The following is a 16,740-nucleotide window of genomic DNA, read 5'->3' on the forward strand; positions in this document are numbered from 1 at the left end:
TTTGGGATCTAGAAATCTCTCAACATCACTGGATTCTGCGGACATGCCGCAGAACTTAGAGACAGAATTAATATTTCTGATTCGTCAATAATCAAATTTAATTTGTACATATTTAAATCATTCAGTGCTCTAGAGTGTGTCGTTATGAGATTTTTTGGCTGCAAAATTAGCCAAATTTTTGCTCAAATAATTTCGTGACGACACGCCAGGAAAAGCCGGGTTAAAATAAATTTTCAATAACTCCTGCCTGTTGTGGATTTTTATAATTTGCTGAGGATAGATTTTCTTCAGCAGGTACATTTTCTTCGCGAAAATATTCAATTATCGCGTTTTCCTGCTCCGGTCTGGCTAAAAGTCCACTTTTAGGATCGATACGAACGGCAATCACGTCATCGGGTTGCTTTAATTCTTTCTCCGGCAGATCCTTAAGAGCTATTTTCATATAATCAACCCAAAGAGGTAAGGCAAGACTGGCGGCATATTCGTGCAGGGACTGCGGTGTATTGAAACCAACCCAGGCAGTAACCACTAAATCTGGATTAAAACCTGCAAACCATGCGTCCACCTGATCATTGGTAGTCCCTGTTTTTCCGGCAATGTCGTTGCGATTCAGCGCTTTTGCTCCTCGGCCTGTACCATGCTGTATGACATCTCTGAGAGCAGTGTTCATTAAAAAGGCAATACTTTCAGGAATGACTCGTGGAGCCAGTGAAGATGGATCATTACTGTCATCACAAGGATCGCAGGCAATGCTCGGCTTAGCTTGCAGCAAGACTTTATCTTCGCTGTCAGTGATACGATCGATTAAATAAGGCTCCACCTTAAAACCTCCATTTGCAAAAATGGCATATGCCGCGGTCAGATCCATTGGACTGACAGACAAGCTACCCAAGGCTAAAGAGAGAGAATGAGGAAGAGTGTCTTTTTGGAAGCCGAACTGAGTCAGAAAATCGATGACATAATCAATACCGATATCATCAAGAATTCGAATGGATACCATATTGCGTGAACGAATTAAACCTTCTTTCAGGCGAGTAGGGCCGTTGAATGTTCGGTTAGCATTATGTGGCCGCCATAAGTTTGCCTGGCTGGGATCGTCCACCACGATAGGGGCATCATTGATTAGACTGGCAAGTGTGTAACCTTTATTTAAGGCGGCGGCATAGATAAAGGGTTTTATACTGGAGCCAGGTTGACGATTCATTTGGGTGGCTCGGTTGAATTTACTCTTTTGAAAATTAAAACCCCCGACCAATGTTCTGATTGCACCATTTTTAGGATCAAGTGCAACTAAGGCGGCTTCCACCTGGGGAATCTGTGTCAATTCCCAAGTATCACCAACTTTACGGACATAAACGACATCGCCCACAGAAACAATTTGTTCGGCTTTGGTTGGAGACTGACCTACCCAGCCGTTTTTTAAGGCAGGCTTTGCCCAGGATAAACCACTCCAAGGGATAATGATGCTTTCACCATTACCGATAGCCGCAGTCGTTGTTTTATCCTCAACGGCTGTGATAATAGCCGGTATTAAATGATTCATTATTGGATATTGTGCCAGAATTTTATGGCGCGTTTCTGCAGATCGGCTGTCTTTTTCACCAATATTGGCTACCGGCCCTTTATAGCCATGGCGTCGGCTATAGGCTATTAAATGATTTTCAACAACCTGGTTGGCTGCTTCCTGTAACTTACCATCGATGGTGGTGTAAACTTTATATCCCTTGGTATAAGCTTCTTCTCCAAAATGATCCACCAGAGACTGACGAATCATTTCAGCCACATAGGGCGCATTAATATCAATTGTCGTGCCATGATATTTAGCGGTAATAGGCTGGTTTATGGCCTCATGATATTGTTCTTCACTGATATATTTTTCTTCCAATAAGCGCTCCAACACATGATCACGGCGTTTTTTGGCGGCCAGGGGGTTGGCAATGGGGTTTTGTGTTGAGGGGGCCTGGGGTAGTCCGGCAATCATGGCCAGTTGTGCAAGATTAAGATCATTGAGTTCCTTGCCATAATACACCATGGCTGCGGCTCCTACTCCATAAGCACGGTTACCCAGATAGATTTTATTAAGATAAAGTTCCAGTATTTTTTCTTTGCTAAGTTCCCTGTCAATTTTAATAGCCAGTAAAATTTCATTAAATTTTCTTAAAAAGGTTTTTTTACGCGTCAGAAAGAAGTTACGTGCCACCTGCATGGTAATGGTGCTGCCCCCTTGAGAACGAGTTCCTGTTTGCAACATGCGAATGGCTGCTCGTCCCAATCCTAAAACATCAACACCGGGATGATCAAAAAAGCGCTGATCTTCTGTAGCCAGTACTGCATGTATTAGTGTGGGAGGGATGTTTTCGTAACTGACTGGAATACGTCTTTTTTCACCATATTCCTGAATGAGCAAACCGTCTTTGGTGTATATTCGTAAAGGAACTTGTAATTGGACAGTTTTTAAAGATTCCACATCGGGCAATTGGCTTGTCAGATAGAGATATATTCCACTTAGACAAACGATAAAAAGAAAAAAAAGACTCAGCAGAGCCCATATCCCCTTACGCCAGAAGTACGTTGGCTTTTTCATAATCAATCAGGCTGACCTTATTTAAATTAATCAACAATTATACAAGGATTTTCTCAGATATTGCGAGTTTTTCCAATCAGGCCTTCTGAAAAACTCGCAGGATTTTACAGTTATTGTTTCAATACACTATACGTGCTATTTGTACATTATGGTCTTTAAATAATTAACATGAGAACAGAAAGATTATTTATTAGTCAACAAGTAGTTGTTCAGGGCTTTTTTTTTCCTCATCTGAGTCGAATTCAAGTTGTGCTATATCTCTGCCTAAGAAGTAAGGTTTGCTCCAGGGATTACCTAAAAAAAGATTAGGCATAAGCGGATTAATAGAAGAGGTATTTTTTGGCGCGTCATTTTTAAGCCGAGTATTTTCCTGTCGCAACTGCTGATTTTCATGACTTAACCTGCGTGATTCACTTTTTTGGGAGCTTATGCTTTCTTCCAGGTTCTCTTTCTCCAACGTTAATTGTTGATTTTTGTCTTTGGTTTCCTTTAACTCTTTCTCTATGACCTCCATTCTTTTTTCGGACTGTGATTTTTCCTCTTCCAGTTTCTCATTTTCCAATGTTAATTGTTGATTTTTGTCCTCGCTTTCCTTCAACTTTTTTTCCAGAACATTTTTTTCTTTTGCTACTAACATATTATTAAAATCATTGCATAAGCTTTGGCTGGTTTGTTTTATTTCTTCATCATCGGACGTTATGCGTAAGTGTAATCTTTTCAATAACTCTTCTTTTAAAATGGTACCTGAATTGCAAAAACTGTAAGTACCATATAATCCATCAAGCAGCGTTTTATTATGTCCCCAGCTTACCGTATAAGATGTTCCTTTGGAGGTATTAAGCAGTTGGCGGGCATCAATAAGTAATTGAGACAGATGTTCATGGGTGTCTTTAAGTTTTTTCGTATCAAAACTTTCTTCACTCGTAAGTACATTATTCAGGTATTCAACTTGATACAGAATAAACATTAAAAAATCTTTGCGTTCGGGATAGTTGATATCAGTGGTGCACTGATTGATATAATTCGTTAACAGACCTACTAAGGAGTCTGTAGGTTCTTTAAGCAATTCATTGGCTTTTTCATGAAAATCTTCGGATTTTCGGGAAAGCACCAAGGGTTTGACACGTTGGCTGTCATGATATCGGATAATAACGGTAACGAGTGAATTTAAGACGGTTGACAGACTGGGCAACATTTTTTAACTCCTTTTAATAAAAAAATGACATCAGATTTTACACCTTGATAAATGACTATATTTAAAGATTGGTTTCAGTGCAATACTTTCTCTCAGAGAAACAAGGGCAAAATCATGTAAAAATACTGCGCTGCGTAACATGAGTTTTTAACAAAATATTTCCATTTTAAAGTGGCTTACGTTACTATTGTAAAATATATGTTAAATTAGTGGGTTATCATTAGAAATAGATTTTAAATACACAGGAGACGAGTGGCGTGCTCAAATTGCTTAAGCCTAAAAAGAAATCAATATTGGGTATAGACGTCAGCTCAACTTCCGTTAAGATCCTGGAGATTTCTGGTGAGGCTCCGAATTATCAGTTGAATGCTTATGCCAGCGAACTTTTGCCCGAAAAAGCGGTAGAAGCGAATGTAATTAAGGATGTTGATGCGGTAGCTGGATGCATTAAAAGAGCAACTTCTCGCGCAAAATTTTCCACTAAACTAGCGGCTGCAGCGGTACCTGACTCCGCTGTCATTAATAAGGTAATACAAATCAATGAAGGCTTAAATGACGAGGAGATGGAAGAACTGGTCGTCATGGAAGCTGATAAATATATCCCTTACCCTATAGATGAAATTAATATTGATTTTGAAATCCTTGGGCCTTCAGCAAAAAATTCCACCATGCTTGATGTGTTGATTGTCGCATCCCGAGCGGAAAATGTAAGTAATCGAGCTGAGGTACTTACCCAGGCAGGTCTTGAGGCTAAAATAGTTGATGTTGAATCTTATGCTGTCGAACGGGCAGTACAGTTAATAGCCCCTGATCTTCCGGCGGAAGGGGTAGATAAAGTTATTGCTGTGATTGATGTAGGAGCCAACTACACGCATTTATTTGTTTTGCATGGAATGAAAACGGTGTTTTCCCGTGAAGAGGAATTTGGTGCCCGGCTTCTCATTGAATCATTGGCACAGCGATATGAAATGACCTATGAACAGGCTCTGGAAGCCTACATGCAAAATCAGCTGCTCGAAGATTACAAGGAAACGGTACTGGAGCCTTTTCAGGAAATGATGCTGTTACAGGTTAAACGTACCTTGCAGTTTTTTTATTCTACCAGCAACCATGGTTTTGTGGATCATATTCTTCTTGCAGGTGGATTGGCACGGCAGGAAGGACTGGTTGATCTTATCCAGCAACAATTAGGAGTACCTACGACCATTGCAAATCCCTTTAAACATATGCAATTGGGTAAAATGCTTAACTCGGAAGTCCTCAATAAGGAGGCGCCTGCATTGCTTGTTGCTTGTGGATTGGCACTGAGGTCAATAGAGTGAATTATGACAGAGATTAATTTACTTCCCTGGCGGGAGCTTAAAAGAGAGCAGGAAAAGAAATGGTTTACTACCATGCTGGTGTTAGGGCTGGTGGTTGCTGCATTTATTGTTTTTATTTTGAATTATTATGCAAAGTCTATTGTAGAAAACCAGATTTCGCGTAACCAGCGTTTAAAAGATGAAATTACCAGATTGGATAAACAAATTGCAGAAATAAAAAATTTAAAGCAGATTCGTGAAGCACTTATTTCTCGCATGCTTATTGTGCAAAACCTTCAATCTACCCGTATTCTTACTGTTCACTTATTTGACGAACTTATAAAAGTTATGCCTGAAGGTGTTTATATTACCCAAATGGAACGAAAGGAAGACATTGTTACTGTTTGGGGTTATGCCCAATCGAACACCAACATTTCTGAACTAATGAGGAATATTGAACGCAATCAGTGGATTCGAAATCCTATATTAACTGAAATAAAAAAACCAACTGCTGAACAAAAATCTCAGGAAATTGTGCAGGAAAATGAGTTTAGATTAAGTTTTGTATTAAAACCTGATAACAAGGTGACAGGATAATATAAATCGTTATGAATAATATTAACTTGAATGAATTGACACTGGAGAATATAGGTCAATGGCCGAAGCCGGTTAAATTCGGTATGATAGGTCTGGTGATCATCATCGTTGTAGCTTTAGGATACTGGCTTATTGTGAAAGCCAATTTTGAACAATATGAGACTTTGACTAAAGAAGAAAAAACATTGAGAGCTAAATTTGAGCTAAAGCAACACCAGGCAGCAAGTCTTCATCAATATCGAAATCAATTAAAAATAATGCAGGAAAAATTTGGAAACATGTTGAAGCGGTTGCCAGCCAAGCATGAAATGCCTGCTTTACTGGAAGATATCTCCAAGACAGGAATTTCTGCGGGCTTAAAGTTTGAGTTGTTTGCACCTCAGGAGGAAATTGAACATGATTTTTATGTTGAATTACCAATAAAAATAAAAGTGGTTGGTAACTATCATCAGATTGCCGTCTTTTTAAGTCGAGTAGCACAAATGGGACGAATTGTAACTATGCATGATTTTGTGCTGAAAAGCGCTTCTGCCAAAGATAAAAAAGAAGGTTCGGGAAATGAGCTGGTGATGGAAATGACAGCCAAAATTTATCGGTATCGAGCACAATGATCATTAGCCGTATTCAATTCAAATTTATAGGCCTTATCGTATTGATAAGCTCGTTGATATTTATCAACGGTTGCAATGATGATCGGGAAGAACTGGATCGATATATCTACAAAATCAAATCAAGACCGGTCAAAGAGGCAATGTAATGTTGATTGACACCAAAGCCAGGCTTGAGCAAAGAGAAAAGGCGGAGTTGGAGAGCCAGAAAGAATTGCAGGTATTAGCCCCGCTTCGTTCAGAACTGATTCAAATTAAGTATGCAAAAGCGGCCGAGATTGCCACTTTATTAAAGGATAAAGAGACTTCTTTGCTTACTGAAAGAGGTAAGGTAAGTGTTGACGAGCGAACCAATACGATTTTAATTCAGGAGACGGCTGTTCAGATTGAACGTATTCGCGAGCTAATTGCTCAGCTGGATGTCCCCGTTAAGCAGGTTTTGATTGAAGCTCGGATTGTTAATGTCACTAAAGACTGTACCCAGGATTTGGGTATTCGCTTTGGCATATCCAGACCGACCCATTTAAGCGGTACACTGGATGGCGCTAACCAGCTAGCTCAGGGCATCGATCCTGCTGATGTAACGCCACTTAATCGTCGTTTGAATGTTGATCTAGCCGCCTTGCCAGTCGATGCTAATCCGGCATCCATTGGTATCGCGCTTGCTAAATTAGGTGATAATATTTTACTGGATCTGGAATTGTCAGCCCTGGAAAGTGAGGGAAGGGCTGAAATTGTTGCCAGTCCTCGATTAATGACGACTAACCAGAAGTCGGCTATTATTGAATCAGGGGAAGATATTCCCTATCAGGAAGCAACTTCCAGTGGTGCTACAGCAGTCGCATTTAAGAAAGCTGTGTTAAGCTTAAAAGTGACGCCACAAATTACTCCGGATAATAAACTGGTGATGGAACTTGAAATAAACCAGGATTCAGATTCCGGGCGGCGAGTTCAGGGTGTACCTATTATTTTGACTCGTTCAATCGAAACGAATGTGTTGGTTAATAACGGACAGACCATTGTTCTTGGCGGTATTTATAGGAGAGACAAGAATAACTCGATTACACGCGTTCCGTTCTTGGGCGAATTGCCTGTAGTGGGTAATTTATTCAGGAGCCGATCAACTTCTGTGTCTAATGAGGAGTTGCTCATTTTCATTACTCCTAAGATAATTACCAACGCTCTGTCAATTACCAGTATTGAAGGGCAGCAACATGTGGCTCACAGCCGCGTAGAACTGGATAAATTTGGAAAGCCGGTGAGAACCTATGTAAAATAGGTTTTCTGTCTTGAACATGTAATAGAATGCCTTGCTGATTCCAGATGGCATATATATAGAGGGTTGTAGTAAAAAATGAGCATAGTTAAAGTACGAAATATCTTTCTTATTGGGCCAATGGGTGCGGGTAAAAGTACTATAGGCCGTACTTTGGCAAAAGAGCTCAAACTGGATTTTTATGATTCTGATGAAGTCATTGAGCAGCGAGCCGGAGCAGACATATCCTGGATTTTTGATATTGAGGGTGAAGAAGGATTTAGAAAACGTGAACAGAAAGTCATTGACGAACTTACCCAGAAGAACAATATTGTTCTTGCTACAGGAGGAGGAGTCGTTATGACCCCTGAAAACCGCAATGCCTTGGCAGGGCGTGGGACTGTGATTTATTTGAAAACCTCTATACAGCAGCAATTTGAACGGACGAAACGAGATACGAAAAGGCCTTTACTGCAAACAGAGAATCTGGAGGAGCGCCTGGAAGATTTACGTGATGAGAGGGAACCGTTTTATGAAGAATTAGCGGATGTCAGTTTTGAAACCGATAAGCTGACCGTTAAAGCTGTAGCAAATAATATTATAAAATATCTTTATGGCGAAGTTTGATATTACTCATCGTATTGACGTTGATCTTGAAGGGTCCAGCTACCCTATACTGATTACCACTAAAGGCTTACAGGATGTTGACTTGTTACGTCAGTACGTTGTTTCCACTCAAGCCTTAATTGTAACAAATGAAATGGTTGCACCTTTGTATCTGTCTTTGCTGCAAAAAGCATTGGTTGATGTTCAATGCGATGTAGTGATATTAAAGGATGGCGAGCAATATAAGAACCAACAAAGTCTTAATATCATTTACGATGCATTAATTGAGAAAAAACATCATCGTGATACAACATTGATTGCTCTGGGAGGAGGTGTCATTGGTGATATTACTGGTTTTGCTGCCGCTACTTATCAAAGGGGTGTTTTCTTTATACAAATACCTACGACCCTGTTGGCACAAGTCGATGCATCCGTTGGCGGAAAGACTGCCATTAATCACCCCTTGGGCAAAAATTTAATTGGTAGTTTTTATCAACCCTCTGCCGTTTTGATTGATATAGCGACCTTAAAAACTTTGCCGGCCAGAGAATTTAGAGCCGGTCTTGCTGAGGTCATAAAATATGCATTGCTATCGGGAGATGCATTTTTTGATGATTTAAGCCGGCTATTAAGAAAAGGATTAACCACAGAAAACATGGAATCCCTGGGGAATTTGATAGCTGAGTGTTGTAAAATTAAGGTGAGGTTTGTGGAGCAGGACGAGAAAGAACGGGAAATAAGGGCATTGTTAAATCTTGGTCACACATTTGCCCATGCTTTGGAAGCTCAGACAAAATATCAACGTTGGTTACACGGTGAAGCTGTTGCAATTGGACTGTACTGTGCCAGTCTGCTGTCCTGTCAATTAGGTTATGCCACTTATGATTTTTTAAAACAGCTAGAGGATATGCTGATCAATGCTGGATTGCCACATAAAATTCCCAAAGACATTCATTTAACTGAATTATGTGAAATGATGTCATTGGATAAAAAAATCAAATACAATAAATTACAGTTTGTATTAGTGAAAAGTCCAGGAAACTGTTTTTTATTTTCAGAGGTCACAGAAAAACAGTTAAATCAGGCATTAAAAGCCGCTGTCCAAGGAGAATAGAGTATGAATGAGGGACCATTTAAACATGATTCTAATCATATGAAAGCAAATCATCTGTTTAAACCTGTGTCCTGGTTATCAAAAATAGATTTCATTCACCATTTAACTTTATTTAACAATGTTCTGATGGTCGTGTTGGGTGAAAAAGAGGCTGGTAAATCTTCTTTTCTGTCTTTATTACAGTTAAGTTTTGATCATAATTTTCACGTTATGATGATAAAAGCCACTGTATCCATGGATATGGAAGATTTAAAGCAGGAAATGATCCGAGAGTTTAATTTAAAACAAGGTGACATTTCTTCCATTGTGGTCCAGATTAATGCACAGAAAGCCCATGTCGTATTAATGATTGATAATGCACATTATCTTCCTGAAAGTTGGATGGCAGAAGTTTTGGCCGCTATAAGAGATCAGGGAAATCATGGCTATTTTCACCTTTGTTTAGCAGCAGATTATTCTATTGTTTCCTCCCTTAACCACTTGGTCAATAAAGAATTTAATAACCTGGTTCATACCATTGAACTAGGAGGACTAAATGAAAATGAAACAAAAACCTATGTGTTGCATAGAGCACAGAGAGAAGGCTTTGATGAGAGTCTGTTTTCCGAAGAAGTATTTCAAAAAATCTATAAATCCTCGGCTGGAGATTTTGCAAAAATTAATGGCCATTTAAATCAATACATGAACGGAATCCAGAAGAACTCCTTGAATAAAACAATATTGGCACGTACCAGTTTGGCTGTCTGTTTGGCCTTGGCTATCCTTGGCATTACTTATACTTTAACCAATGGGAGCTATTTATCAGAAACATTCAGAAACATATTTTCAAAACCTATCTCGGGTGAACTGGTGGTTGAGAATGAGTCTTCAATGAAGCTACAAAACCTGCAAAAGCCATTAAAAAGTGCGATGCCTTATTGGAAGGACTTTGCATCTTTTCAGCCATTAACTCCAGCGCCGCCTCTTCAAAGTTCAATTAGCAGTATCGAGGAAAATGAGTTTGTTCCAAAATCAGCTTTAGTAGATAAAGTCATCTACATTCCTAAGATCAATATTGCCAAAAAACCATCTCAGGAAAAGAGCTCAAGCAATAAAATCCAATTATCATCGCTGACGAAAACTCCTCTGTTTCATGGGAGCAAAGGTGCGGCTACGAGTTTTCCTTCAAAAAATACAAAGAAAATTAAAGCCAGACAAAATAAGCGATACACAATTCAGCTGGTAGCGGCAATCCGAAGGTCCACGATTAAAAATTTTGTAGAAAAATATCATTTGTCGAAAAAAACCAAAATTTACCAAAGAACAGATAAAAATGGCCATTGGTATATTTTAACTTTGGGTGAATACGAAAATTTAAATCAGGCTAAAAATGATATTCATCACTTGCCTTATGCACTTGTAAAATTTCATCCGTGGGTTAGACCTCTTTCAGAGCTTAAGCGTTTAGGATGATTTTAGTTTTTTAATGTTAAGGAGATAACGATGTATAAAAAAGTATTGTTTGCCACAGACTTCGATGAAGTAGGAGTTAAGGCTGCAGCAAAAGCGAAAAAAATTGCGGATGAAAATCACGCAGAGTTATGGCTGGTTCATGTGGTTGAACCTATTCCTGCTTATGCCTATCCGGGTTTTGCGGGTTTTGCAGAAGTAGAGATATCTATTCGGGAACAGGCAGAAAAGGAACTTAATGCGCTTGCTGATAAACTGGGTGTGGATAAAAAACATCGCCTGTTGGAATTCGGTTCTACCAAAAATGAAGTATTACGGGTCGCGAAAGAACAAAAAGTAGATTTAATCGTAACCGGTAGTCATGGGAAGCATGGCTTATCCTTATTACTTGGTTCAACGGCAAATGCTATTTTACACGGTGCTGAGTGTGACGTGTTGATTGTTCGACCCGATATAAATAAATAAGCCATTTTCATGAAATTTACTTCCCCTATAGTGAGTTAAAGAGAGTAAATCTGTGAAGCCAAATTGTTATGAAGTGGCAGATTAACAAGTAATACGAATGGTTAATCAAAAGCAAAATTGCATTTAAAAAGGAAATGCTGTAGTCACTTACTTTGATGAAAAAGGACTGATGTTCTGAGTTCCAGGATTTTTTACATGATGGGATAAATATTTGTCATTTTGGTGTCCACCAAAACGGTTTAAATTTTTAAGGTAGTAATCTATGGAATTAGAGCTTGTTGGCAATTTCTCTATAGTAAAGTCGAGGTACGTAGGCATTTGAGCGACATTACGAAAACAAAATGTCAACAGATCCCTGCCATCACCTGACATATATAAGATTTCTGCCACTGAGAGCAAAAAATATATCTCTCTTGTTAATATGGACTTTTTTTCGCATTTATCATTAAAAATCGGTATAATTTTTTAACTTTTTAATATTATAAATATAGATGAAACTGTTGCGTGGTGTTAAGGATATAGCAAATCTGACAAAAGGTTCTGTAGTAACAATTGGTAATTTCGATGGTGTACATCTAGGACATCAGGCATTACTTGCTTTATTGAGACAAAAAGCCGATGAACTGAAACTTCCGCTTGTCGTGGTTTTATTCGAGCCTCAGCCAGGAGAGTTTTTTCAAGGTGAAAAAGCGCCGGCAAGGTTAAGTAGTTTACGGGAAAAGTTGCATTTTCTTACTCAGTCAGGAGTGGATATTGTTTGCTGTCTTAAATTTGATAAACATTTGGCACAAATGAGAGCTGAATTATTTGCCCGTCGTTATTTGTTTGAAGCCTTGAATTGTAAATATTTATTAACTGGGGAAGATTTCTGTTTTGGTTATCAGAGAGAAGGTAACTTTTCATTGTTAAAAAATTTGGGTGTTGAATATTTTTGTACGGTGAGTTTATTTCCGGATTTTATAGTTGATGAGTTACGTGTTAGCTCAACCAAAATAAGAGAAGCGCTAAAAACCGGAGAATTAGGTATTGCCCGACAGCTGTTAGGCCGTCCCTACAGTATGTGCGGTCGCGTCATAAAAGGTGATGCTCGTGGTCGGCAATGGGGAATTCCAACCGCCAATCTTGCCTTGCATCGGCGTTCTTTGCCTTTAAAAGGAGTGTTTTGTGTTAAAGTCAAAAATAATCATCACTGGTTGAATGGTGTCGCTAATATAGGAAGTAGGCCAACAGTAGATGGCACAAAGAATATTCTTGAAATTCATTTAATGGATTTCGACGAAGAGCTGTATGGGGAATTATTAGAGGTGTTTTTCTTGCACAAATTGCGCAATGAAGTTAAATTCAATTCTATAGATGACTTAATTCAACAGATCCATAAGGATATTACCGAAGCGAAACACTATTTTCATGAATAACTCATGTTACGCAGTACAGTATTTTTTAGAAGATTTATGACGCATTTTGGAATTTTAAAGCGCGCAGTTTACATGGAGTAAATGAGTATTTGAAATTCCAAAATGTGTCCAAAGATGCAAAAATGACGATGCTGCGTAATATGAGTGAGTAATGTTTTACACCGCCACATCAGCATTAAATAATGCCCTAGCTTAAGGCAATTATTTTTAAAATTGGCAATGAGTTGCATGCAAATATTGTTTGGAATCGTATTAATTAAGATATTAGAGTAGACACTGATGACAGAATATAAAGATACTTTAAATTTACCGAAAACCGCTTTTCCTATGAAGGCAAATCTTGCTCATCGTGAGCCACAAATGCTGGCAGATTGGCAAAAGAAAAATATCTACGAGCAAATTCGTCAATTAAGGGCTGGTTGTGAACAGTTTATTTTACATGATGGTCCGCCGTACGCTAATGGGCATCTTCATTGTGGACACGCTTTAAATAAAATTCTAAAAGATATCATTGTTAAATCAAAATCCCTTAGTGGTTATGATGCTCCCTTTGTTCCGGGATGGGATTGTCATGGTTTACCTATTGAATTGAATGTGGAAAAAAAAATAGGAAAGGCTGGTGGTAAGGTCAGTGCGAAAGAATTTCGTGCGAAATGTCGGGAATATGCGGCCAGCCAAATTGATATACAGCGTGAAGAATTTCAACGCCTTGGTGTTTTTGGTGACTGGTATAATCCTTATGTAACCATGGACTATCAATATGAAGCGAATATCATTCGAGCCTTAGGCATGATGATTGACAAAGGTCATATTCATCAAGGATTTAAACCTGTCCATTGGTGCATTGAGTGTGGCTCTGCATTGGCTGAAGCAGAAGTGGATTACGAAGACAAAATATCACCTTCCATTGACGTGGCTTTTCAAGTTGTCAATCCGCAGGAGTTCCTTCATGCCTGTAGTATAGAAGCAAAAGTTAAACCCATTATTTTGCCCATTTGGACAACGACACCCTGGACATTACCAGCTAATGAGGCTGTCTGTCTGCATCCAGAAATTAAGTATACTTTGATTGATACAGGAGCACATTATTATCTGGTTGCCAGCGACCTGGTGGAAACAGTGATGGGTCGTTATGGTATTTTGCAATATAATTTTATAGCTGAAACGACGGGTGCTGTGTTTGAAAATATAAAACTACAGCATCCTTTTGCTGAACGTCAAGTTCCTGTAGTTCTGGGTACACATGTAACCACAGAAGCTGGAACAGGTTGCGTGCATACCGCACCTGCACATGGCCCGGATGATTATCTGGTAGGCCAGGCTTACCAGTTACCCCTAATCAATCCTGTATTGGTTAATGGCTGCTATGCTGAAGATGTCCCTCAATTGGCAGGGATACCCGTTCTTAAGGCCAATGATCAAATCATTGATATATTGACCGCTAATAACGTACTACTTCATTATGAAACCTTAAAGCATAGTTATCCACATTGCTGGCGACACAAAACGCCGATGATTTTTCTGGCAACTCCCCAGTGGTTTATTGCCATGGATAAAAATGGATTACGAACATCATTAATAAAAAAAATTGATGAAGTGAACTGGCTTCCAGAGTGGGGTAAGGCACGTATTCTCTCTATGGTGGAAAATAGGCCTGATTGGTGTATATCAAGACAAAGAGCCTGGGGAACACCCATGCCATTGTTTGTTCATAAAAAAACCAGAGAATTACATCCGGATACGCTGGAATTGATCGAACAGATTGCGAAACGAGTAGAACAGTCAGGTATTGATGCTTGGTTTGAGCTTGATGCATCTGAGCTAATGAGTGAAGAAGCTGAACATTATGAAAAAATTAATGATACGATGGATGTATGGCTGGATTCAGGAGTTTCACACTTCAGCGTATTGAAACAGAATCCCCGACTTTCTTTCCCTGCTGATGTTTATTTTGAAGGCTCGGATCAGCACCGAGGCTGGTTTAATTCATCTTTAACCACTTCAGTCGCCATGTATGATGAATCCCCTTATAAAACAGTGCTGACTCATGGCTATACTGTTGACGCGGAGGGAAAAAAATTATCCAAATCTAAAGGAAACTATGTTTCTTTGGATAAACTGGTTAATCAATACGGTGCGGATATTCTTCGTTTATGGGTATCTTCTACCGATTATCGGCATGAGGTTAGTATTTCTGACGAGATTATTAAACGAAATGCCGATGCTTACCGTCGTATCCGTAACACGGCTCGGTTTTTGCTGGCTAATTTGTTTGATTTTAATCCTCAGGTTAATGCTCTTAAGGGCTCCGAACTTGTTGAATTGGATTGTTGGGCGATAAAGCGGTGTCAGATGCTGCAGGATGAAATTCTTCAAGCCTATGCAGATTATCAATTCCATATTATTTACCAAAAAATCCATAATTTCTGTGCCGTGGATATGGGAAGTTTTTATCTTGATATTATTAAAGACAGACAATATACAACACCTGAAAATTCCAGGGCTCGTCGTTCCTGTCAAACAGCAATGTATCATATTACGCAAGCTTTAACTCGTTGGTTGGCTCCCATTTTATCGTTTACGGCGGAAGAAATTTGGTCGTTTATACCAGGTGATAAATCTGAATCGGTTTTTCTTGAGCGTTGGTACCAGAATTGGCCTGATCTGCCAAAGGTGGATATGGAGTATTGGCAACAATTGCAATCTATTCGTGATGTAGTAAATAAAGCTTTAGAGCAAAAACGACAGGAAGGCAAGATAGGCTCGGCATTAGCAGCAAAAGTAAGGCTATATGCAGATGCAACAATTTTGCCAAAGCTCGCAGGGCTGAAAGATGAGTTACGGTTTTTACTAATGACTTCTGAAGCTTATGTGTTACCACTGGAACAAAAACCTTCTGAACTTGAGTGGATTAAAGAGCATGGGATTGCGATCGAAGTGATGTCTAGCGAACATGGGAAATGTGCACGCTGTTGGCACAGGAGAGCAGATATTGGTCAGGATCCCGCGCATCCAGAATTATGTACACGCTGTGCCGGTAATATCAGCGGGCATGATGAACAGAGGCAATTCGCATGAAAAAATGGCCTTGGTTTTTGTTAGTTGGTATGGTTATTTTTTTTGATCAGGCCAGTAAATATTTTGTTACCACCACATTAATGCCATACCATCCTTTGGCTATTTTTCCTGGTTTGAATATAACTTTAGCTTTTAATACTGGAGCAGCATTTAGCTTTTTAAGTGATGCGGGTGATTGGCACCGTTGGTTTTTTGCCGCATTCAGTACCATTGTCAGTATCGCATTGGTGGTTTGGATCTTGCGCACGCCAAAATCTGCACAGTTACAATTATCTGCTATTAGTTTGATTCTGGGAGGAGCTTTGGGTAATTTATTGGATCGGGCGTTTTCAGGCTATGTTATCGACTTTATCCAGGTCTATTATAAAAGTTACTATTGGCCCATTTTTAATCTTGCTGATAGTGCTATTTGTATTGGTGCTGCGCTGTTGTTAATTGACCTATGCAAAAACACTGCTCGATAAAACATTGAGTTGCTTGAGTTCGGGGTTATGAATACTCACGGCCGCGACCGAAGGGAGATTAAAGAAATGCTCGGCTTCTTCCCATTCAATTTCAGCCGGATATTGACGAATATCGGGTAAGCATTTGTTTAACAAGTTACAAAAAGAAAGATCGGCTGGGAAGGGCCTGACTTGTCGATAACCTAGAGCCATAACTTGCATGGCTTCAGATAAAGTGGCTACACCGGGAAGATAATTGAAAGAATATATACTTGCTGTCTGTGCAATGGCTGGTAAAAAACCCGGGCTTGTAGCAAAATTTACGCCAGCTTGATAACAGTTTTCAAGCTGTTGTGTATTTACAATATTACCTGCTCCGATTTGTAAATCAGGGAAGGTTTTGATCACTTTGCTTAATATACCAGGTTCAGAGCAATTTATTTCCACTGCTGAAAATCCGGCATTAGCGATTTGCTTCAATCGATCCAGCAATATATCATCAATATCCAGAGAAATAATGACAGATGGACAGTTAAGAAATTTATCAATGCTCATGTTTGCTTCCCAAGCTTTAATTAACGTGAGTGACACTACAGGTATTTTATACCTTTTGTGATGCAAAACGAAGTA

General features: G+C 39.2%; 13 protein-coding genes and 1 pseudogene. 11 read left to right on the plus strand and 3 right to left on the minus strand.

Translation table 11 applies throughout. The features are described from left to right. Positions 1–220: 220 nt before the first annotated feature. Both E4T55_RS14230 and E4T55_RS14235 read right to left on the minus strand, forming a co-directional pair. Complete coding sequence (locus E4T55_RS14230; protein ID WP_058501756.1) at positions 221–2,584, minus strand: penicillin-binding protein 1A; 2,364 nt, start codon at positions 2,582–2,584, stop codon at positions 221–223. A 190-nt stretch (positions 2,585–2,774) separates the two neighbouring features. Then, positions 2,775–3,779, minus strand: coding sequence for a hypothetical protein (locus tag E4T55_RS14235; RefSeq protein ID WP_058501755.1), 1,005 nt, complete (start codon positions 3,777–3,779; stop codon positions 2,775–2,777). 257 nt (positions 3,780–4,036) lie between these two features. Between E4T55_RS14235 and pilM the strand changes: the two genes are divergently transcribed. The 11 genes and pseudogenes from pilM (at position 4,037) to lspA (ending at position 16,131) form a co-directional block, all read left to right on the plus strand. Further along, positions 4,037–5,101 carry a type IV pilus assembly protein PilM gene (pilM, locus tag E4T55_RS14240; protein ID WP_058501754.1) on the plus strand — a complete coding sequence of 355 codons (1,065 nt, stop codon included), beginning with the start codon at positions 4,037–4,039 and terminating at the stop codon, positions 5,099–5,101. 3 nt (positions 5,102–5,104) lie between these two features. After that, positions 5,105–5,677 (plus strand): PilN domain-containing protein, encoded by a 573-nt coding sequence (locus E4T55_RS14245; RefSeq protein WP_058501753.1) that lies wholly within the window; start codon positions 5,105–5,107, stop codon positions 5,675–5,677. An 11-nt stretch (positions 5,678–5,688) separates the two neighbouring features. Then, on the plus strand, positions 5,689–6,288 hold the full coding sequence (locus tag E4T55_RS14250; RefSeq protein ID WP_058501752.1) for a type IV pilus inner membrane component PilO: 600 nt from the start codon (positions 5,689–5,691) through the stop codon (positions 6,286–6,288). Positions 6,289–6,418: 130 nt separating this feature from the next. Then, positions 6,419–7,564 (plus strand): annotated as a pseudogene (locus E4T55_RS14255) (type IV pilus secretin PilQ); the annotation flags it as partial. Positions 7,565–7,639: 75 nt separating this feature from the next. Further along, positions 7,640–8,167, plus strand: coding sequence for a shikimate kinase AroK (gene aroK, locus E4T55_RS14260; protein ID WP_058501751.1), 528 nt, complete (start codon positions 7,640–7,642; stop codon positions 8,165–8,167). Next, entirely contained in the window at positions 8,154–9,260 is a 1,107-nt protein-coding gene (aroB, locus tag E4T55_RS14265) for a 3-dehydroquinate synthase (RefSeq protein ID WP_058501750.1), read from the plus strand. The genes aroK and aroB overlap by 14 nt, the downstream gene beginning before the upstream one ends. Positions 9,261–9,263: 3 nt before the next feature. Then, positions 9,264–10,712: an AAA family ATPase gene (locus tag E4T55_RS14270; RefSeq protein WP_058501749.1), complete on the plus strand. Its 1,449-nt coding sequence runs from the start codon at positions 9,264–9,266 to the stop codon at positions 10,710–10,712. Positions 10,713–10,742: 30 nt separating this feature from the next. Continuing rightward, entirely contained in the window at positions 10,743–11,174 is a 432-nt protein-coding gene (locus E4T55_RS14275) for a universal stress protein (RefSeq protein WP_058501748.1), read from the plus strand. A 491-nt stretch (positions 11,175–11,665) separates the two neighbouring features. Continuing rightward, the gene (gene ribF, locus E4T55_RS14280) at positions 11,666–12,589 is read left to right on the plus strand and encodes a bifunctional riboflavin kinase/FAD synthetase (protein ID WP_058501747.1); all 924 of its coding nucleotides are present in this window, start codon (positions 11,666–11,668) and stop codon (positions 12,587–12,589) included. 279 nt (positions 12,590–12,868) lie between these two features. Beyond that, the gene (gene ileS / locus E4T55_RS14285) at positions 12,869–15,667 is read left to right on the plus strand and encodes an isoleucine--tRNA ligase (RefSeq protein WP_058501746.1); all 2,799 of its coding nucleotides are present in this window, start codon (positions 12,869–12,871) and stop codon (positions 15,665–15,667) included. Further along, positions 15,664–16,131: a signal peptidase II gene (gene lspA, locus E4T55_RS14290; protein WP_058501745.1), complete on the plus strand. Its 468-nt coding sequence runs from the start codon at positions 15,664–15,666 to the stop codon at positions 16,129–16,131. The genes ileS and lspA overlap by 4 nt, the downstream gene beginning before the upstream one ends. Here the strand turns inward: lspA and E4T55_RS14295 are convergent. After that, positions 16,108–16,665 (minus strand): bifunctional 4-hydroxy-2-oxoglutarate aldolase/2-dehydro-3-deoxy-phosphogluconate aldolase, encoded by a 558-nt coding sequence (locus E4T55_RS14295; protein WP_058501744.1) that lies wholly within the window; start codon positions 16,663–16,665, stop codon positions 16,108–16,110. The two genes, lspA and E4T55_RS14295, sit on opposite strands and share 24 nt — an antisense overlap. Between the last annotated feature and the right edge of the window lie 75 nt (positions 16,666–16,740).

Source organism: Legionella israelensis (genome assembly GCF_004571175.1).
GTDB lineage: Bacteria > Pseudomonadota > Gammaproteobacteria > Legionellales > Legionellaceae > Legionella_D > Legionella_D israelensis.

Coding starts and splice junctions, on each gene's coding strand:
- E4T55_RS14230 (WP_058501756.1), bottom strand. CDS start 2,584: ATGAAAAAGCCAACGTACTTCTGGCGTAAGGGGATATGGGCTCTGCTG.
- E4T55_RS14235 (WP_058501755.1), bottom strand. CDS start 3,779: ATGTTGCCCAGTCTGTCAACCGTCTTAAATTCACTCGTTACCGTTATT.
- E4T55_RS14245 (WP_058501753.1), top strand. CDS start 5,105: ATGACAGAGATTAATTTACTTCCCTGGCGGGAGCTTAAAAGAGAGCAG.
- E4T55_RS14250 (WP_058501752.1), top strand. CDS start 5,689: ATGAATAATATTAACTTGAATGAATTGACACTGGAGAATATAGGTCAA.
- aroK (WP_058501751.1), top strand. CDS start 7,640: ATGAGCATAGTTAAAGTACGAAATATCTTTCTTATTGGGCCAATGGGT.
- aroB (WP_058501750.1), top strand. CDS start 8,154: ATGGCGAAGTTTGATATTACTCATCGTATTGACGTTGATCTTGAAGGG.
- E4T55_RS14270 (WP_058501749.1), top strand. CDS start 9,264: ATGAATGAGGGACCATTTAAACATGATTCTAATCATATGAAAGCAAAT.
- E4T55_RS14275 (WP_058501748.1), top strand. CDS start 10,743: ATGTATAAAAAAGTATTGTTTGCCACAGACTTCGATGAAGTAGGAGTT.
- ribF (WP_058501747.1), top strand. CDS start 11,666: ATGAAACTGTTGCGTGGTGTTAAGGATATAGCAAATCTGACAAAAGGT.
- ileS (WP_058501746.1), top strand. CDS start 12,869: ATGACAGAATATAAAGATACTTTAAATTTACCGAAAACCGCTTTTCCT.
- lspA (WP_058501745.1), top strand. CDS start 15,664: ATGAAAAAATGGCCTTGGTTTTTGTTAGTTGGTATGGTTATTTTTTTT.
- E4T55_RS14295 (WP_058501744.1), bottom strand. CDS start 16,665: ATGAGCATTGATAAATTTCTTAACTGTCCATCTGTCATTATTTCTCTG.